The 14,944-nt window shown below is 51.6% G+C and carries 13 protein-coding genes and 2 pseudogenes; 7 read left to right on the top strand and 8 right to left on the bottom strand.

All coding sequences use genetic code 11. The annotated features are described in order from the left end of the window. Positions 1-8: 8 nt before the first annotated feature. From ACQG1Y_RS11060 to ACQG1Y_RS11045, 4 genes and pseudogenes are all read right to left on the bottom strand, one after another. Complete coding sequence (locus tag ACQG1Y_RS11060; protein WP_414234705.1) at positions 9-1,472, bottom strand: mannitol dehydrogenase family protein; 1,464 nt, start codon at positions 1,470-1,472, stop codon at positions 9-11. A gap of 223 nt (positions 1,473-1,695) precedes the next feature. Further along, positions 1,696-3,234 (bottom strand): MFS transporter, encoded by a 1,539-nt coding sequence (locus ACQG1Y_RS11055; RefSeq protein ID WP_015570613.1) that lies wholly within the window; start codon positions 3,232-3,234, stop codon positions 1,696-1,698. A 27-nt stretch (positions 3,235-3,261) separates the two neighbouring features. Further along, a complete protein-coding gene (gene uxaC, locus ACQG1Y_RS11050; protein ID WP_333073149.1) occupies positions 3,262-4,668 on the bottom strand; it encodes a glucuronate isomerase in 1,407 nt (468 codons plus the stop codon). Further along, positions 4,665-5,966 (bottom strand): annotated as a pseudogene (locus tag ACQG1Y_RS11045) (MFS transporter); the annotation flags it as partial. The gene uxaC and the pseudogene ACQG1Y_RS11045, both read right to left, overlap by 4 nt. A gap of 224 nt (positions 5,967-6,190) precedes the next feature. Between ACQG1Y_RS11045 and ACQG1Y_RS11040 the strand changes: the two are divergent. The 4 genes and pseudogenes from ACQG1Y_RS11040 to ACQG1Y_RS11025 all read left to right on the top strand — a co-directional run. After that, entirely contained in the window at positions 6,191-6,544 is a 354-nt protein-coding gene (locus ACQG1Y_RS11040) for a GtrA family protein (RefSeq protein ID WP_426737160.1), read from the top strand. 10 nt (positions 6,545-6,554) lie between these two features. Further along, a complete protein-coding gene (locus ACQG1Y_RS11035) occupies positions 6,555-6,761 on the top strand; it encodes a glycosyltransferase (protein WP_426736764.1) in 207 nt (68 codons plus the stop codon). Positions 6,762-6,829: 68 nt separating this feature from the next. Next, positions 6,830-7,950, top strand: a protein-coding gene (locus ACQG1Y_RS11030) for an IS3-like element ISSen4 family transposase (protein WP_087451024.1) whose coding sequence is annotated in 2 segments (ribosomal slippage) — positions 6,830-7,088 and positions 7,088-7,950 — 1,122 coding nt in all. Because the reading frame shifts where the segments join, the coding sequence is not laid out codon by codon here. A gap of 29 nt (positions 7,951-7,979) precedes the next feature. Further along, a pseudogene (locus ACQG1Y_RS11025) lies at positions 7,980-9,131 on the top strand (tyrosine-type recombinase/integrase); the annotation flags it as partial. Positions 9,132-9,335: 204 nt separating this feature from the next. Here the strand turns inward: ACQG1Y_RS11025 and ACQG1Y_RS11020 are convergent. From ACQG1Y_RS11020 to ACQG1Y_RS11010, 3 genes are all read right to left on the bottom strand, one after another. After that, the gene (locus ACQG1Y_RS11020) at positions 9,336-10,355 is read right to left on the bottom strand and encodes a Zn-dependent oxidoreductase (RefSeq protein ID WP_163278431.1); all 1,020 of its coding nucleotides are present in this window, start codon (positions 10,353-10,355) and stop codon (positions 9,336-9,338) included. A 14-nt stretch (positions 10,356-10,369) separates the two neighbouring features. Beyond that, positions 10,370-11,584, bottom strand: coding sequence for a D-mannonate dehydratase ManD (manD, locus tag ACQG1Y_RS11015; protein WP_017384541.1), 1,215 nt, complete (start codon positions 11,582-11,584; stop codon positions 10,370-10,372). Between the two features lie 111 nt (positions 11,585-11,695). After that, on the bottom strand, positions 11,696-12,022 hold the full coding sequence (locus ACQG1Y_RS11010) for a YnfA family protein (protein ID WP_003857412.1): 327 nt from the start codon (positions 12,020-12,022) through the stop codon (positions 11,696-11,698). Between the two features lie 150 nt (positions 12,023-12,172). On the opposite strand from ACQG1Y_RS11010, the gene ACQG1Y_RS11005 reads away from it, so the two are divergent. Then, a complete protein-coding gene (locus tag ACQG1Y_RS11005; RefSeq protein WP_006808856.1) occupies positions 12,173-12,511 on the top strand; it encodes a DUF1283 family protein in 339 nt (112 codons plus the stop codon). Further along, positions 12,511-13,071 (top strand): spermidine N1-acetyltransferase, encoded by a 561-nt coding sequence (speG, locus tag ACQG1Y_RS11000; RefSeq protein WP_003857416.1) that lies wholly within the window; start codon positions 12,511-12,513, stop codon positions 13,069-13,071. The genes ACQG1Y_RS11005 and speG overlap by 1 nt, the downstream gene beginning before the upstream one ends. A gap of 17 nt (positions 13,072-13,088) precedes the next feature. Here the strand turns inward: speG and ACQG1Y_RS10995 are convergent, their stop codons facing one another. Then, on the bottom strand, positions 13,089-13,799 hold the full coding sequence (locus tag ACQG1Y_RS10995; RefSeq protein ID WP_017384542.1) for a YnfC family lipoprotein: 711 nt from the start codon (positions 13,797-13,799) through the stop codon (positions 13,089-13,091). Positions 13,800-13,991: 192 nt separating this feature from the next. On the opposite strand from ACQG1Y_RS10995, the gene ACQG1Y_RS10990 reads away from it, so the two are divergent. After that, complete coding sequence (locus ACQG1Y_RS10990; protein WP_003857421.1) at positions 13,992-14,846, top strand: benzoate transporter; 855 nt, start codon at positions 13,992-13,994, stop codon at positions 14,844-14,846. Positions 14,847-14,944 lie beyond the last annotated feature (98 nt).

Genomic DNA, 14,944 nt, shown 5'->3' with positions numbered 1-14,944 from the left:
TCATCGCGTTAAAGCCGGGAGGCGTACTCAGCAACCGTGGCCTTCGCGCCTTTTTGCAGCAACGTTTGATAGGCCTGCATGACCGCAGCCACAAACACCGCGTCCTTCGGCAGCTCGTTACCGAAAATAGCCTCAATGCCCAACAGCGCGCTAACGCGGCTTTCGCCTTCAGCGCTACCGTTTACCGCCGCCTGAATCACCGCCAGCTGCGGATCGCTCACCTCAATCGCGTTACCCTGCTCATCCACACCGCCGACATAACGCATCCAGCCCGCAACACCGAGGGCCAGCAGCGGGAAGGGTTTCTGGTGGACAAGGTGCCAGCGAACGGAATCGAGCATCCGCTGCGGCAATTTCTGGCTACCGTCCATGGCGATTTGCCAGGTGCGGTGACGCAGGGCCGGATTGCTGTAACGTGCGATCAGCTGGTCGGCATAGTGAGCTAAATCCACCCCCTTCACTTTCAGCGTCGGCGCCTGCTCTTTCAGCATCAGCGCATGCGCGGCTGCGCGATAATGTTCATCTTCCATGCAGTCGTTAATGTGCTGATAACCGGCCAGGTAGCCGAGATAGGCCAGGAACGAGTGGCTGCCGTTAAGCATACGCAGCTTCATCTCTTCAAACGGAATGACATCAGAAACCAGTTCCGCACCGGCCTTTTCCCACTGTGGACGTCCGGCGACGAAATTATCTTCAACCACCCACTGGCGGAACGGCTCGCAGGCGACACCTGCCGGATCGCGTACGCCGGTCAGCTGTTCAATTTTATCCAGCGTTTCAGCCGTGGCGGCGGGCACAATACGGTCCACCATGGTTGACGGGAAGGTGACGTTCGCTTCAATCCAGTCGGCCAGTTCGCCGTCAACAGCGCGCGCGTAGGCGCAGGTGACATTGCGCATCACGTGGCCGTTTTCCGGCATGTTATCGCATGACATCACGCTGAATGCTGGCAGCCCCGCCGCCTTACGCCGCGCCAGCGCTTCAACCACCACGCCCGGCGCAGATTTCGGCTGATGGGGGTTTTGCAGGTCGGCAACGATTAACGGATGATCGAACATCAGTTGTCCGGTTGCCGGGGAGTGGCAATACCCTTTCTCGGTGATGGTCAGGGAAACAATGGCGACCTGCGGATCGCATAGCGCCGCCAGCACGGTTTCAAGGCCGTCGACCTGCGCATGCAGCGCATTTTTGACGACGCCGACCACGCGCGCCGTCCACGCATCGGCAGACATCTCTGCTACGGTATAAAGATTATCCTGTGCCTTCAGATCGGCGATCTGCTGTTCGCCGCCAATCAGGTTAACTTCGCAGTAACCCCAGTCGCTGCCCTGTTCTGCGGCGAGTATATCGGTGTACACCGCCTGGTGCGCACGGTGAAACGCGCCAAACCCTAAATGAACAATGCGTGTCTTGAGGCTGTCGCGATCGTACTGAGGACGCGTTGCCTTCGCCTGTAATAAACGGTTTTCCATGATTGAGACTCGTTAATTATGAACGCTGAGATCCGCAGCCGCTCTGGTGACAGTGCGGCTGCGCCGGTTGACTAAACCAACTAGAATGGCAGTGTCATTACTTTATCCTGCCGATCACAATACTGGTTATGCTGCCATGAACATTGATTTACATTAACTTTCGGCCAAGTGGTGTGATATAAAAATCAAGTTGTGTGACATCTGGCAAAAGATATAAACCAGATCATACAGGGGTGCGCACCGTCTGCTCGCCGGACCGGACCGTCGGCTCACGCCACAACCTGTCGTAGGAATAGCCTGTTAAATCTTCCACGACCCGGCGAGCTTCGGCGGATACGCGTTGGGGAGAGCCGTTGGCTTTCAGGCGATCCAGCTCATCCACAAAGATTTTGTGCGTACGCTTGTTCAGGTTAAATGTCAGAGCCTGCCACAGGGCCAGGATAAGCAAGGCAGCAGTGCCGATGAACATCAGCATTGCGATGGTGTGGATGGCTTCGGTTGGCTGCGTCTGGCTCCCTTTTACAAATCCGCCGCTTTGTAACAGGAGACCCACAATAAAGGTGGCAATAGCGACCGTGGTTTTTCGGGAGAATGTCATTACCGCGGCAAACAGTCCCTCACGACGCTGACGGCTGACCATTTCATCGATATCTGGAATGAACGGGAACACGTTCCAAGGTGTAAACTCAAGGACGCAGCGCCCCACCTGATACACCCCGGCCAGAATGACCAGCGTCGCGACGGTATTCAGCGCAGGGATCTGGTACACGGCAAAGAAGCCCCCCAAACAGAGCAACATCAGTGAATAGGCAAATACATATAGCTTTGATGGCCCATATCTGATGATCCCTATACCCGCAATTAACGTGACGGGCAGCCCCACAATACTCATCGACAGCAGCGTGCCTGCCAGTGAGGAAGAGACATTCAGACAGTAGACGCAGAAAAATACAAATACCGTGTTGTAGACATCTTTGCCGGTAAACGACAGCAGATAGATGGCGAGATGTTTCCTGAAGGCCCGGATTTTCAGGGTGGAACCATACTCCTTAAAAAGTCGTCCAAAGGCAGCCAGCTTCTCCCCTGCTGTTTGTGGGCGTGTGTTTTTTTCCAGCCCGGAGAGCATTTCCGGCGTCAACTCGCGTTCCCAGGTCACCTTCCACGAGATGAATACACATACCATAAACAGTACAGCAAAAATAACGCCGTTTATGAGGTAGGCATGGGCGCTGTTTTCCCCGAAATAGCCGATCAGTAATCCGGGAATAAATGTCGCCAGAAACGTCCCGGACGCTGAAAGAAACATGCGACAGGTAGAGAGTTTGGTCCGCTGGTTAAAGTCTTTTGTCATTTCTGACGGTAACGTTTCCCACGGGATCAGTACCATTGCAGCAATAATTTCAAATGCTAGATAGACGGCGAGATAAAAACCGTATGTCATGCCATCAAGCCACAGCAATGCATAGACCAGCATCAACGGTGCACCGATCAGCAAAAAGAAACGTCGGCGACCAAATTTTTTACCAAAATAGTTTTTGTAAAAATGGTCAGTGAAACTTCCCATAAACAAACTAACGATAGCATCGACAATGCGCGCTATAGCAACAATAGACGCCGCTTCAACCGGTGACAACCCAACAAATGTCGTATAGAAGAATAATAACCAGGCGCCGATAACGGTAAAGGCACCGCCGCCCATAATATCCGTTAGTCCGTAGCCGATACTAACCGGAATAGTAATTTTTTTTGCAGTACGAGACATGTTCCATCCCCACTCAGTGAGTAGAATTTAGAATCTGAAATAGTTTTCAGCATTATCATGGCAAATATTTTTAACCATCTTCGTTAGGATGGCGTTATTATCCGGAACTTCACCACGCTCCACCCAGCCACCAATGATATTGCACAAAATACGACGGAAATAATCGTGGCGAGTATACGAAACCAGACTACGGGAATCGGTTAACATACCGACAAAATTCATTAATAGCCCCTGATCCGCAAGGCTATGTAGCTGGTTTTCCATTCCGCGTTGAGTGTCGTTAAACCACCATCCGGAGCCAAACTGTATCGGCGATTTAACGCCCAATTCCGCAGTCTGAAAATTAGCGATAGTCGTCGCGACAATATCGTTATAGCTGGCGTTGAGGTTATATAGAATGGTTTTGGGCAAAGCTTCAGCCTGCGCCATTGCATCCAGGAGTTGGTTGAGATTGGCCGCAAGATTCGACTGATCGGTCAGCGAGTCAAAACCAGTATTACTACCCAAAGAACGGTACATGCGGGAATTATTATTGCGAATCGCACCGAAGTGTATCTGCATTGCCCAGTTATGCTGCCTGTAATTATGCGCCAGCATAATAAAAATGGCACTGTCAAGAATCGCATTATTACGGGCGTCCAGATTTTCACCCCGGCGCTTTCGGGCAAACACGGATTCAACCTGACTTTCATCTGCTGACTGAAAATGGATCTCCACGGGTCCGTGATCGGAAATTCGGCACCCCATTTCGTGGAACCAGGCAATACGCTGGCTCATTCCCTTAACAAAATCGCTGAATGTCTGGATTTTAGATCCTGTCGTCTCACCTAATCGATCGATAAAGTCGGCAAACTGTTCCGCGTTTTGCGCAAAAACATCGTCCGGACGAAAGGTCGGTAATACCTTAACGTTGAACGTCGCGTCATCAAGCAATAATTGATGGTAGCGTAAATCATCAAGCGGAGCATCTGTCGTGCAAATAACTTCTACCCTGGAGCGTTTAATGAGTTCCCTCGGCGTAAAATCAGGCTGCTGCAATAGCAGATTACAGCGCTCCATTATTTCACGCCAGTTATGCCTGCCCAGCGGTTCGTCACAGTTAAAATAGTGGTGAAGTTCTAAATGAGTCCAGTGATAGAGCGGATTTCCATAGCTCGCTTCGACCGTTTCAGCCCATGCCGCAAATTTATCCTCCGCCGGGGCATCGCCCGTAATGTATTTTTCGTCAATACCGTTGGCGCGCATGGCGCGCCATTTATAATGATCGCCAGCCAGCCAGAGTTCGGCAATATTATCGAGATTTTTATTCTCGAAGATATCTTTCGCGTCCAGGTGACAGTGATAATCAATAATTGGCAGCGCTTTCGCGACGTTACGATAAAGTTCAACACCTCTCGCATTGCCAATCATGAAGTTATCGTTAATAAAACTCATGACAGGGCTCCATATTTCCGCTGCTTCGCTGCGGTATCGCTCTGGCGCAGGGGTTCAGCTGCATCTTCCACCAGGCTCAAATCGCGGTCGCGCACTTCTGGCATCAGCAAAGCGGAGACCAGCCCAATCAGCGAGTACGCCACCAGCATCGCCACAATCGGCCACCAGGACCCGGTCATATTGCAGAAGATCCCCGCCAGCACCGGACCAAAGCCTACCGCCACCAGACCGCCCGCCTCTTTGGAGATCGCCATGCGGGTAAAGCGGTTTCGCGAACCAAACATCTCCGCCATGGTGATGTTTTCCAGCGCAAACAGCCCGAGCACCGCAAAGTTATGAATAACGATGATAGAGAGCATAATCACGCCCGGCGCGTAACTCTTATCGACGATAATCGACAGCATCGGGTAAGCCAGAATAATGGCTGAAATGTTAAGGATGATATATGGCAGACGGCGCCCCACTTTATCGGACAGCCAGCCCAGCAGCGGGATGGAGACGAAGCCAAGAATCGAGCTGATCATCAGCGCATCGGTTGGGATCGCCTTATCAAATAACAGCGTCTGGACCAAGTACCCGGCAAGGAAGGTCTGGATAAGCCCAGAGTTACCGGCCTGACCAAAGCGCAGCCCCGTCGCCAGCCAGAACGATTTGCTCTTAAACATCGCGCCGACCGAGGTATCCTGCGCAGCAACCGGCGCAACGGATTCGGCATCGTTTACCTTCTCAAACACCGGGCTCTCTTTAAGGTTCATACGCAGCCAGATGGCGAAGATCATCACCACCACGCTGGCGAGGAACGGCACGCGCCAGCCCCAGGCAATAAGTTCTTCACGATCGAGGGCAAAGAACATCACGGCCCAGATCGCCGTGGCGCTCAGCGTCCCGCAGTTGGTGCCCATGGCCACCAGCGAGGAGATGATGCCGCGTTTACCCTTCGGGGCGTATTCGGCCAGCATGGTGCCTGCGCCGGAGATTTCAGCCCCCGCGCCCAGCCCCTGAATAATACGCAGCGTCACCAGCAGCACCGGTGCGAAAATCCCGATCTGCGCGTAGGTTGGCAGGACGCCGATTAAGGTGGTGCAGATCCCCATCATGGTGATGGTGATAAACAGCACTTTTTTACGGCCAATTCTGTCGCCCATTCTGCCGAAGATAAATGCCCCGACAATACGCGCGATGTAGCCTGCGCCGTAGGTGCCCATCGCCAGTATCAGCGCCATGGCCGCGGACTGCTCAGGGAAGAAAATTTCATGAAACACCAGCGCGGCGCCAAGGGAGTAGAGCTGGAAATCCATAATTTAAAGGTGCAAAAAATGAAAGCTTGAGTATGTAGAAAGTAAGCAGGTAAAAAGCAAAGTGTTAGCGCAAGACGAATCATCACCTTCTGTGTGTTTGAGTTGTTTTGCGCTAATTTTTTGCCCCATACATGCCCCACTACTGCATCAAGGATGATCAAGTGCTGATCAGATTGGTCTTAGGTGGTAAACTCGTCGCACAACCCTTTGAGCTAAACTTAGTTATGCTGAAAACTTTTTACAGATACTTCACTGTAGGGATTCTTAACACCGCACTACACTGGGGTGTGTTCGCTATAGCCACAAAGCTTTTGATGTTAAGCCAGGCTGTATCAAACTTTTCTGGCTTTATAGTGGCGGTGACGTTTTCGTTTTTTGTGAATGCGAGATTTACGTTCAATAAATCACCAACATCCAGAAGGTATTTTATCTTTATTGCTTTTATGGGGTTGCTGTCTATCGTAACAGGGTATGTTGCTGACTATGCCGACATACCGGGGATTTATACTCTTATTTTCTTCTCTGGCACCAGCCTGGTTTTAGGCTTCTTTTATTCAAAGTTTGTAGTTTTTAATTAAGGAAAATAACGTGGAAAACACAGGAAAAATTGCTGTAATTATACCTTGCTATAACGAGGACGCAGCAATCGCAAAGGTCGTATCTGATTTTAAGGATAGCTTACCATCTGCTGATATTTATGTGTTTGATAATAATTCGACAGATAAAACCTCAGAGGTTGCTTTGCAAGCTGGAGCTTTTGTAAGGCAGGTTAACTTAAAGGGAAAGGGAAACTGACCTGCTCCCCGTTGATTAGTACACCCCGATGTTAGTAATGTCTTCATAAGCCACATGAGGACATCCCCATGAAGAAGCGTTTTTCCGACGAACAGATCATCAGTATTCTCCGCGAAGCCGAAGCTGGGGTACCCGCCCGTGAACTCTGCCGCAAGCATGCCATTTCCGATGCCACGTTTTACACCTGGCGTAAGAAGTATGGCGGTATGGAGGTGCCTGAAGTTAAGCGCCTGAAGTCGCTTGAGGAAGAGAACGCCAGACTCAAGAAGCTGCTTGCCGAAGCCATGCTGGATAAAGAGGCGCTTCAGGTGGCTCTTGGGCGAAAGTACTGACGACAGACCAGAAGCGGGAAGCCGTGATGTTGATGTGTGATGCGACCGGTCTGTCGCAACGTCGTGCCTGCAGGCTTACAGGTTTATCCCTGTCGACCTGCCGCTATGAGGCTCACCGTCCGGCTGCTGATGCGCATTTATCAGGGCGCATCACTGAGCTGGCACTGGAGCGCAGGCGTTTTGGCTACCGTCGTATTTGGCAGTTGCTGCGCCGTGAAGGGCTTCATGTTAATCATAAGCGCGTGTACCGGCTTTATCACCTCAGTGGCCTGGGCGTAAAACGCAGAAGACGTCGTAAAGGGCTGGCAACAGAACGTCTGCCGCTGCTCCGTCCGGCGGCGCCCAATCTGACCTGGTCGATGGATTTCGTCATGGACGCACTTTCCACCGGTCGCAGGATCAAGTGTCTTACCTGCGTCGATGATTTCACAAAGGAATGCCTGACGGTCACTGTTGCCTTTGGGATTTCAGGCGTTCAGGTCACGCGTATTCTGGACAGCATTGCACTGTTTCGAGGCTATCCGGCGACGATAAGAACTGACCAGGGGCCGGAGTTCACTTGCCGTGCACTGGATCAATGGGCCTTTGAGCATGGTGTTGAGTTGCGCTTAATCCAGCCGGGCAAGCCAACGCAGAACGGATTTATTGAGAGCTTTAACGGACGATTTCGCGATGAATGTTTGAATGAGCACTGGTTCAGCGATATCGTTCATGCCAGGAAAATTATTAATGACTGGCGGCAGGATTATAACGAATGCCGCCCGCACTCCACGCTGAATTATCAGACACCGTCTGAATTTGCAGCGGGCTGGAGAAAGGGTCATTCTGAGAATGAAGATTCCGACGTTACTAACTGAGTGTTGTATCTAATCGTGGGGGCAGGTCACTGCGTACAAGCATTGTCTACGCAGTAAAGACGGGAACTTTCAACTATGCATCACAGTTTCCAAACTCCCCTAACCTTCAACGATTTGGTGAGGTGAGTAAGGCGCTAACCATAGGAGAACTTGCAGAGAAGTATTTATCACTGAAAGAGACTGATGTCGCATCAACGTCGATTAAGACATACCGGACGATAATCAAAAACGTTCTGCTCATTCTCGGTGAGAAGACAATCGCATCGTCGATAAGTAAAGAAAGGATTCTTGAGGTAAGGAAGGAATTGCTTACCGGTTATCAGCTACCAAAGACGCAGTATGTGGTGACTGAGCCCGGGCGTTCTGCAGTGACGGTCAATAACTACATGACTAACCTTTTCGCCATTTTCCAGTTTGGCGTTGAAAACGGGTATCTCGATGACACACCATTCAAGGGAATATCGCCACTAAGGGAGTCGCGAGTCGTACCGGACCCGCTATCAAGGGAGGAGTTTGTCAGGCTAATTGAGGCGTGTCGCAGTCAGCAAACCAAAAATATGTGGTCGCTTTCCGTCTACACAGGAATCCGCCCGGGTGAGCTGTGCGCTTTGGGTTGGGAGGATATCGACCTTAAGGCTGGCACGATGATGATAAGGAGGAATCTGGCGCAGGATAAATTTACCGTTCCCAAAACTCAGGCAGGAACAAACAGGGTGATACACCTTATCGAACCTGCAATTGAAGCACTAAAGAGCCAGCTTGAAATCACCAGGCTTGGCAAGGAGCACATGATTGATGTTCATCTACGAGAGTACGGTAAAAAAGAGAAGCACAAATGCACGTTTGTTTTTCTCCCATCCGTAACTTCAAGAACGGGTTTATGTGGCGATCACTTCACGGTCGATTCGGTCAGGCAGACATGGGATACGGCAGTCAAGCGCGCAGGCATTCGTCACAGGAAATCATATCAGTCACGTCACACATATGCTTGTTGGTCATTGACGGCTGGAGCAAACCCTGCATTCATTGCTTCGCAAATGGGTCACGCTGATGCGCAGATGGTTTTCCAGGTTTACGGAAAATGGATGTCAGAAAATAACGATGCTCAGGTAGCGCTTCTGAACTCAAAATTGAGTGAGTTTGCCCCATCAGTGCCCCATGCAACATTAAGAGCCGTATAATTCCCTTCTTTTTCAGTGCGTTAAATCCTATAAAACTTGAAATCCATAAACTCCAGGGCGGTGCCCAGCCAGCCAGATACGGCGGCTTTCACCAGATCTGACGTACTTCTTTGAGGTTGTGCTTGAGTCATAATGGCTATCTCTGCAAGGTAAGATGCGTACCACTGAGAGCCTGTCTTCGCAGGCTCTTAACCGCGTGAATTATTATTGGTCGAACGTGAGCAAGACTTTGCAGCACTGCCGCTGGTCTTTTTCAAACAGTTCGATGGCGTCTGTAACGTGGTGATAGTCAAATGTATGGGTGACCAGTTTTTCAGGGTCGATCAGCCCTTTTTCCAGCCAGTCAATGACCACCGGGAATTTGTTGGCATTCAGGCGCGAAGAGAAGATCGACAGCTCTTTGCCGGTGATCCCCTGCTGCACAATCTGGCTCGGGTCGCTGGAGAAGCCCATCAGCACGATGCGCGCCGCCGGAGACGCCAGCGTAATCGCTTCCTGTAAAATGGACGGATGACAGGCAGCATCGATGATTAACGTCGGCTTGATGCCTCTTTCATCCAGCGCGGTCTGTAAGGACTGCTCGCCGTTGTTGAAAACCCAGTCTGCGCCGCTGCGTTGCGCCATCTCCAGCCGCTCATCAATGCGATCCACCACGATGACCTGCTTCACCTTGTAAACGCCCTTCAGCGCCTGCACGGTGACCAGCCCCATCGGGCCTGCGCCGTAAATCAGCGCCACATCCTGTTCGGTGGGTTTCGCCTGCCCCGTTACGTTGGCGGCAATGGTGAATGGCTCAACCATCACCGCGTGGTGGTCAGGGATCGCATCCGGAATGCGCCAGGCATTTTTCGCCGGCACCACGGCGTATTCGCTGAAGCCGCCGTCACGGTGGACGCCCAGCACCACCAGCGAAGTACAAACGTTCGGTTTTCCAACGGAACACGGGTAGCAGTGCCCGCAGCTGATCACCGGATCAACCGAAACGCGCTGGCCCAGTCGGGTGCCCTCCACGCCTTCGCCAACCGCGTCTATTTCGCCAAAGAACTCGTGACCGATTACCCGCGGGTATTTCGCAAACGGGTTATGCCCGCGATAGATATGGCTGTCTGAACCGCAAATACCGGCGAGCTTAATTTTGACGCGGACGTCGCCTGCGCCCGGCAACGGGAGAGGACGCTTTTCAATCACCAGCACATCCGGCTGTTGGATCACTACGCTTTTCATCATTCGCTCCTCGTTTACCAGTTCCAGAGGGTGCCGTCTTCCAGACGAGCCACCGGCAGATAAGCCGGATCGTACGGGTATTTCGCCGCCAGCTTCTCATCAAACTCAATGCCCAGCCCTGGCTTGTCGCCCGGGTGCATATAGCCGTTATCGAAGCGCCAGCTGTGCGGGAACACTTCCAGCATCTGCTCCGAATACCCCATATACTCTTGCACGCCAAAGTTCGGTACCCACAGGTCAAAATGCAGCGCCGCGGCGTGGCAAATCGGCGACAGATCCGACGGGCCGTGTGAGCCGGTACGCACCTGATAAAGTGAGGCAAAGTCCGCAATGCGACGCATCCCGGTGATGCCGCCCGCATGGGTTATGGTGGCGCGGATATAGTCAATGAGCTGCTCTTCAATCAGCTGCTTGCAGTCCCAGATGCTGTTGAACACTTCCCCCACCGCAATTGGCGTGACGGTGTGCTGGCGGATCAGGCGGAAACACTCCTGGTTTTCAGCGGGAGTCGGATCTTCCATCCAGAACAGACGGTACTCTTCAATGCTTTTGCCGAATCGCGCCGCTTCGATGGGCGTCAGACGGTGGTGCATGTCGTGAAGGAGATGTTCATTGAAGCCGAACTGACTGCGCACTGCGTCGAACAGTTTCGGCGTGAAGTCGAGGTATTTTTCAGTGGACCACAGCTGCTCTTCCGGCCAGGCGCCCTTGGTCGCTGGCTCATACGCCAGCCCTTTTCCTTTTGCCATGCCGTAGGTGGTTTTCATTCCCGGCACGCCGCACTGCACGCGAATTGCCTTGAAGCCCATCTCTTTATGACGGGCATAATCTTCCAGCACGTCGTCAATGGTGTGCCCGGTGGTGTGACAATAAACCATCACCCCTTCCCGGGAGGCTCCGCCCAGAAGCTGATAGAGCGGCATGTTCGCGGCTTTCGCCTTAATGTCCCACAGCGCCATATCCACGGCAGAAATCGCTGACATGGTGACCGGACCACGACGCCAGTAAGCGCCTTTATAGAAGAACTGCCAGATATCTTCGATGCGGTGCGCATCGCGGCCAATCAACTGAGGGCACAGGTGATCTTTCAGGTAGGAGGCAACGGAAAGTTCACGTCCGTTCAGCGTGGCATCACCCAGGCCGACAATGCCCTCATCGGTGGTGATTTTAAGGGTGACAAAGTTACGCCCCGGGCAGGTGACAAATACTTCAGCCCCGACAATCTTCATAATCCATTTCCTTACATCGCTCGTTGTGATGCAGGAAATTTACGCAACTACACTACTACCATACAAGTACAATGATCGTAAAATCAGCGGGCGATCACACTATAAGGACGCTTATGCGCGTCCCCAACCGGCCACGATGATCAACATGCCGCACAGGGCAATCAGCGCGCCTGCCCAGTCATACAGGCTTAGCCTGACGCCATCGACAACGCGCAGCCACAGCAGCGCGGTACAGACGTACACTCCGCCGTAGGCCGCATATACCCTCCCGCTGGCGGCCGGATGCAGGGTGAGCAGCCAGACAAAAAGGGCCAGGGACACACCCGCCGGGATCAGCAGCAGCGCGGAAGCGCCCCGCTTTAGCCAGAGCCACGGCAAAAAGCATCCGATGATTTCGCACAGCGCGGTCGCGAAAAAAAGCAGCGTCGTTTTGAACATTTTTCTCGTTTCGTGAGGATTGATTTAGACATCATACGCGATAATGTTCACATCGTTCCCATACCTGCCGCGCGGGTATGACACCCTTTCGGATTGGTGTAGAATCCAACGGGGTAATCCGATTGTCTGCACCCGTTTAAAGGAAACGCTATGACTACATTAAGCAAACGCCTTTGTCTGACAGCCGTACTGGCGCTGTCATCGTTCGCCTTCGCCGCAACGGCATCAGCCGAAACCAGCAAACTCATCATTGAGTCTGGAGACAGCGCGCAAAGCCGTCAGAACGCCGCCATGGACAAAGAACAATGGAATGACACCCGCAGCCTGCGTCAGAAAGTGAATAAGCGCGTGGAAAAAGAGTGGGATAAAGAAGACGTCGCGTTTGATGCCCGCGACAAATGCCAGCAAAGTGCCAACGTCAACGCCTATTGGGAGCCTAACACCCTGCGCTGTCTGGATCGTCGCACTGGCCGCACGGTAGCACCGTAATGTCGACGCCGTGTGACGTTAAGCTCCGTCCGCTGGAGCGCGAAGATTTACGCTTTGTTCACCAGCTCGACAACAATGCCAGCGTGATGCGCTACTGGTTTGAAGAGCCTTATGAGGCGTTTGTCGAGCTGTCCGATCTCTACGACAAGCATATCCACGATCAGAGTGAACGCCGGTTTGTGGTGGAGTGCGAAGGTGAGAAAGCCGGGCTGGTTGAACTGGTTGAGATCAACCACGTTCACCGTCGAGCGGAATTTCAGATCATTATTTCACCGGAGCACCAGGGGAAAGGTCTTGCGTCGCGGGCGGCAAAGCTGGCGATGGATTACGGGTTTAACGTCCTGAATCTCTACAAGCTTTACCTTATCGTCGACAAAGAGAACGAAAAAGCGATTCATATCTACCGTAAGCTGGGCTTTATGGTGGAAGGTGAACTGATCCATGAGTTCTTTATTAACGGCGAATACCGTAACACCATCCGCATGTGCATTTTCCAGCATCAGCATCTGGCCGGGCATAAGTCCTCCTCCGCCAGCCTGCTTAAACCCACCGCGCAGTAACCTGCGCGGTTTTATTCTCAATAATATTCAATGCTGTTTTTTATGGTGTACTTGTGCTCAACGGCAGGTTTGACGCTGTCATCGGTGATCACCAGCTCACAGCTCACCGGGTTATTGTGGCGATCGTAATCACAGCTCTGCTTTACATTGCCCATCGGTTTATCGTTCAACAGGCTTACCGCCGTATAATCCATGCGCTTGCGCAGATCTTTCGACGGCACCGACTTGACCGATAAACGCTTGTCGCCGGAAACTGTAGTTTTACCCAGCGGGTAGCCGTCGGCGTCATACTGGTACTTCACTTCCATCTCTTTGCTGTGCGCGGCAACCACAAACCCGTTATCGTCGGTGTCCCACGTCAGGCCGGCAGACGGCAGTTCCGCCAGCTGACATTTCCCCTGCAACTTTACCTTCTGCTGCTGGGTTTCCGCATCGACGTAGTAGTTAGCATCCAGCACCAGCGCAACGCCCGTATTAGCGTCGAGATCGTGCAGTTCAAGCGTATCGAAACACCCTTCCGTTGACATCGTGCCGGTCACACGTTTAGAGACTTCACCCTTATCGTTGAACAGCGTCTGGGTAAAATCCTTCACCGGCCCGCGCAGAGGATCAAAGTCAAACTCGTTCGAAAAACTCGCCATCTCCGGCGTAAATGACAGCGGCGCGGTGTTGTTGTCGCATCCCACCAGTACCGTTGCCAGTAGCGTTATCGCTGCGTATTTGTTCACATCATTTACCGTTAAAAAAGAGATACAATCATATTAGCAAATACAGCAACTTACATAACAGCACTTCATTTGACTCTTTGCGCTGTATAAATCCGTCGTTTGCATTGACGAGACCTGCCAAAGTGGCTACTTTGGGCGCGGAAGATTCCACACTATTATAAAATTAGATTCTTAAATTTTCGGGTTAACATCATGATTTACGACTGTTTTTTATACTATGACGAAGATATGTTGCTCGACATCAGATTACATACTCTCGCTGATGTCGTTGACCGTTTTGTCATTGTAGAAGCAACACACTCTTTTACGGGCATACCGAGAGAATTGCATTTCGATATTACAAAGTTTGCCAAATTCAAAGACAAAATCATTTACGTGCCTTTTGACGCGCAGCCTATTTTAAACCGTGCGGATAATAACCAGGTTGATGCCTGGGCAAATGAAGCAGCGCTTCGCAACTCCATTATGAACGGGTTAAAAGACGCGGCAGACGACGATCTGATTCTGGTGTCAGACGTTGACGAAATCTTCTCTCCCGACACGGTCAGGGCCATTAATCCGCGCGCGCTCTGCACGACTATTCATCAAAACGTGTTCAACTATCAGTTTAATCTCCAGGTTCACAATACGGATGGTACGCCGAGAAAATGTACCTTGCCCCGCGCGACGTCCTATTACAACCTTAAGCATTTCTTCCACGGTGAGCCTGAATCTTTCAGAAACTGGAAGCGTGCGCGCAAAGATAAAAACTGGTCATGGTTTAAATGGAACTGGCTAAAAATCAATAATAAAATTGTGAAAGATGGCGGCTGGCATTTCTCATGGGTAATGACTCCAGAAAGAATTTCCGAAAAAATGTCTACCATTTCTCATACCGAATACGATCTGCCGGAATTTAATAACCCGGAACATATTATGAAGGTTATTACCAACGCCGAAGATATCTGGGGACGAGACCGAAAACTGGTCAGGCAAGAGGTATCAAAACGCACCCTGCCTTCTTATCTGGTAGACAATCAGCACCATTACTCGCAATTTATTTTATGACGCAGGCAGGGCTCCAGGACAATTCAGAAAGACAGGTCCAAAAACAAAAGCTTACCCTAACCCTGCTATGCTTACAGTCTACACAGTGAAAAGGAGCT

The sequence above is a fragment of the Enterobacter cloacae complex sp. 397G4 genome (genome assembly GCF_050031515.1).
Classification (GTDB): domain Bacteria; phylum Pseudomonadota; class Gammaproteobacteria; order Enterobacterales; family Enterobacteriaceae; genus Enterobacter; species Enterobacter hormaechei_C.
Note: the sequence above shows the minus strand (reverse complement) of the source record. Positions and strands in the feature narration are given on the sequence as shown.

What these genes read in the sequence shown, in the direction of transcription:
- ACQG1Y_RS11060 (WP_414234705.1), bottom strand. Translation starts at nt 1,472, where the DNA reads ATGGAAAACCGTTTATTACAGGCGAAGGCAACGCGTCCTCAGTACGAT.
- ACQG1Y_RS11055 (WP_015570613.1), bottom strand. Translation starts at nt 3,234, where the DNA reads ATGTCTCGTACTGCAAAAAAAATTACTATTCCGGTTAGTATCGGCTAC.
- uxaC (WP_333073149.1), bottom strand. Translation starts at nt 4,668, where the DNA reads ATGAGTTTTATTAACGATAACTTCATGATTGGCAATGCGAGAGGTGTT.
- ACQG1Y_RS11040 (WP_426737160.1), top strand. Translation starts at nt 6,191, where the DNA reads ATGCTGAAAACTTTTTACAGATACTTCACTGTAGGGATTCTTAACACC.
- ACQG1Y_RS11020 (WP_163278431.1), bottom strand. Translation starts at nt 10,355, where the DNA reads ATGAAAAGCGTAGTGATCCAACAGCCGGATGTGCTGGTGATTGAAAAG.
- manD (WP_017384541.1), bottom strand. Translation starts at nt 11,584, where the DNA reads ATGAAGATTGTCGGGGCTGAAGTATTTGTCACCTGCCCGGGGCGTAAC.
- ACQG1Y_RS11010 (WP_003857412.1), bottom strand. Translation starts at nt 12,022, where the DNA reads ATGTTCAAAACGACGCTGCTTTTTTTCGCGACCGCGCTGTGCGAAATC.
- ACQG1Y_RS11005 (WP_006808856.1), top strand. Translation starts at nt 12,173, where the DNA reads ATGACTACATTAAGCAAACGCCTTTGTCTGACAGCCGTACTGGCGCTG.
- speG (WP_003857416.1), top strand. Translation starts at nt 12,511, where the DNA reads ATGTCGACGCCGTGTGACGTTAAGCTCCGTCCGCTGGAGCGCGAAGAT.
- ACQG1Y_RS10990 (WP_003857421.1), top strand. Translation starts at nt 13,992, where the DNA reads ATGATTTACGACTGTTTTTTATACTATGACGAAGATATGTTGCTCGAC.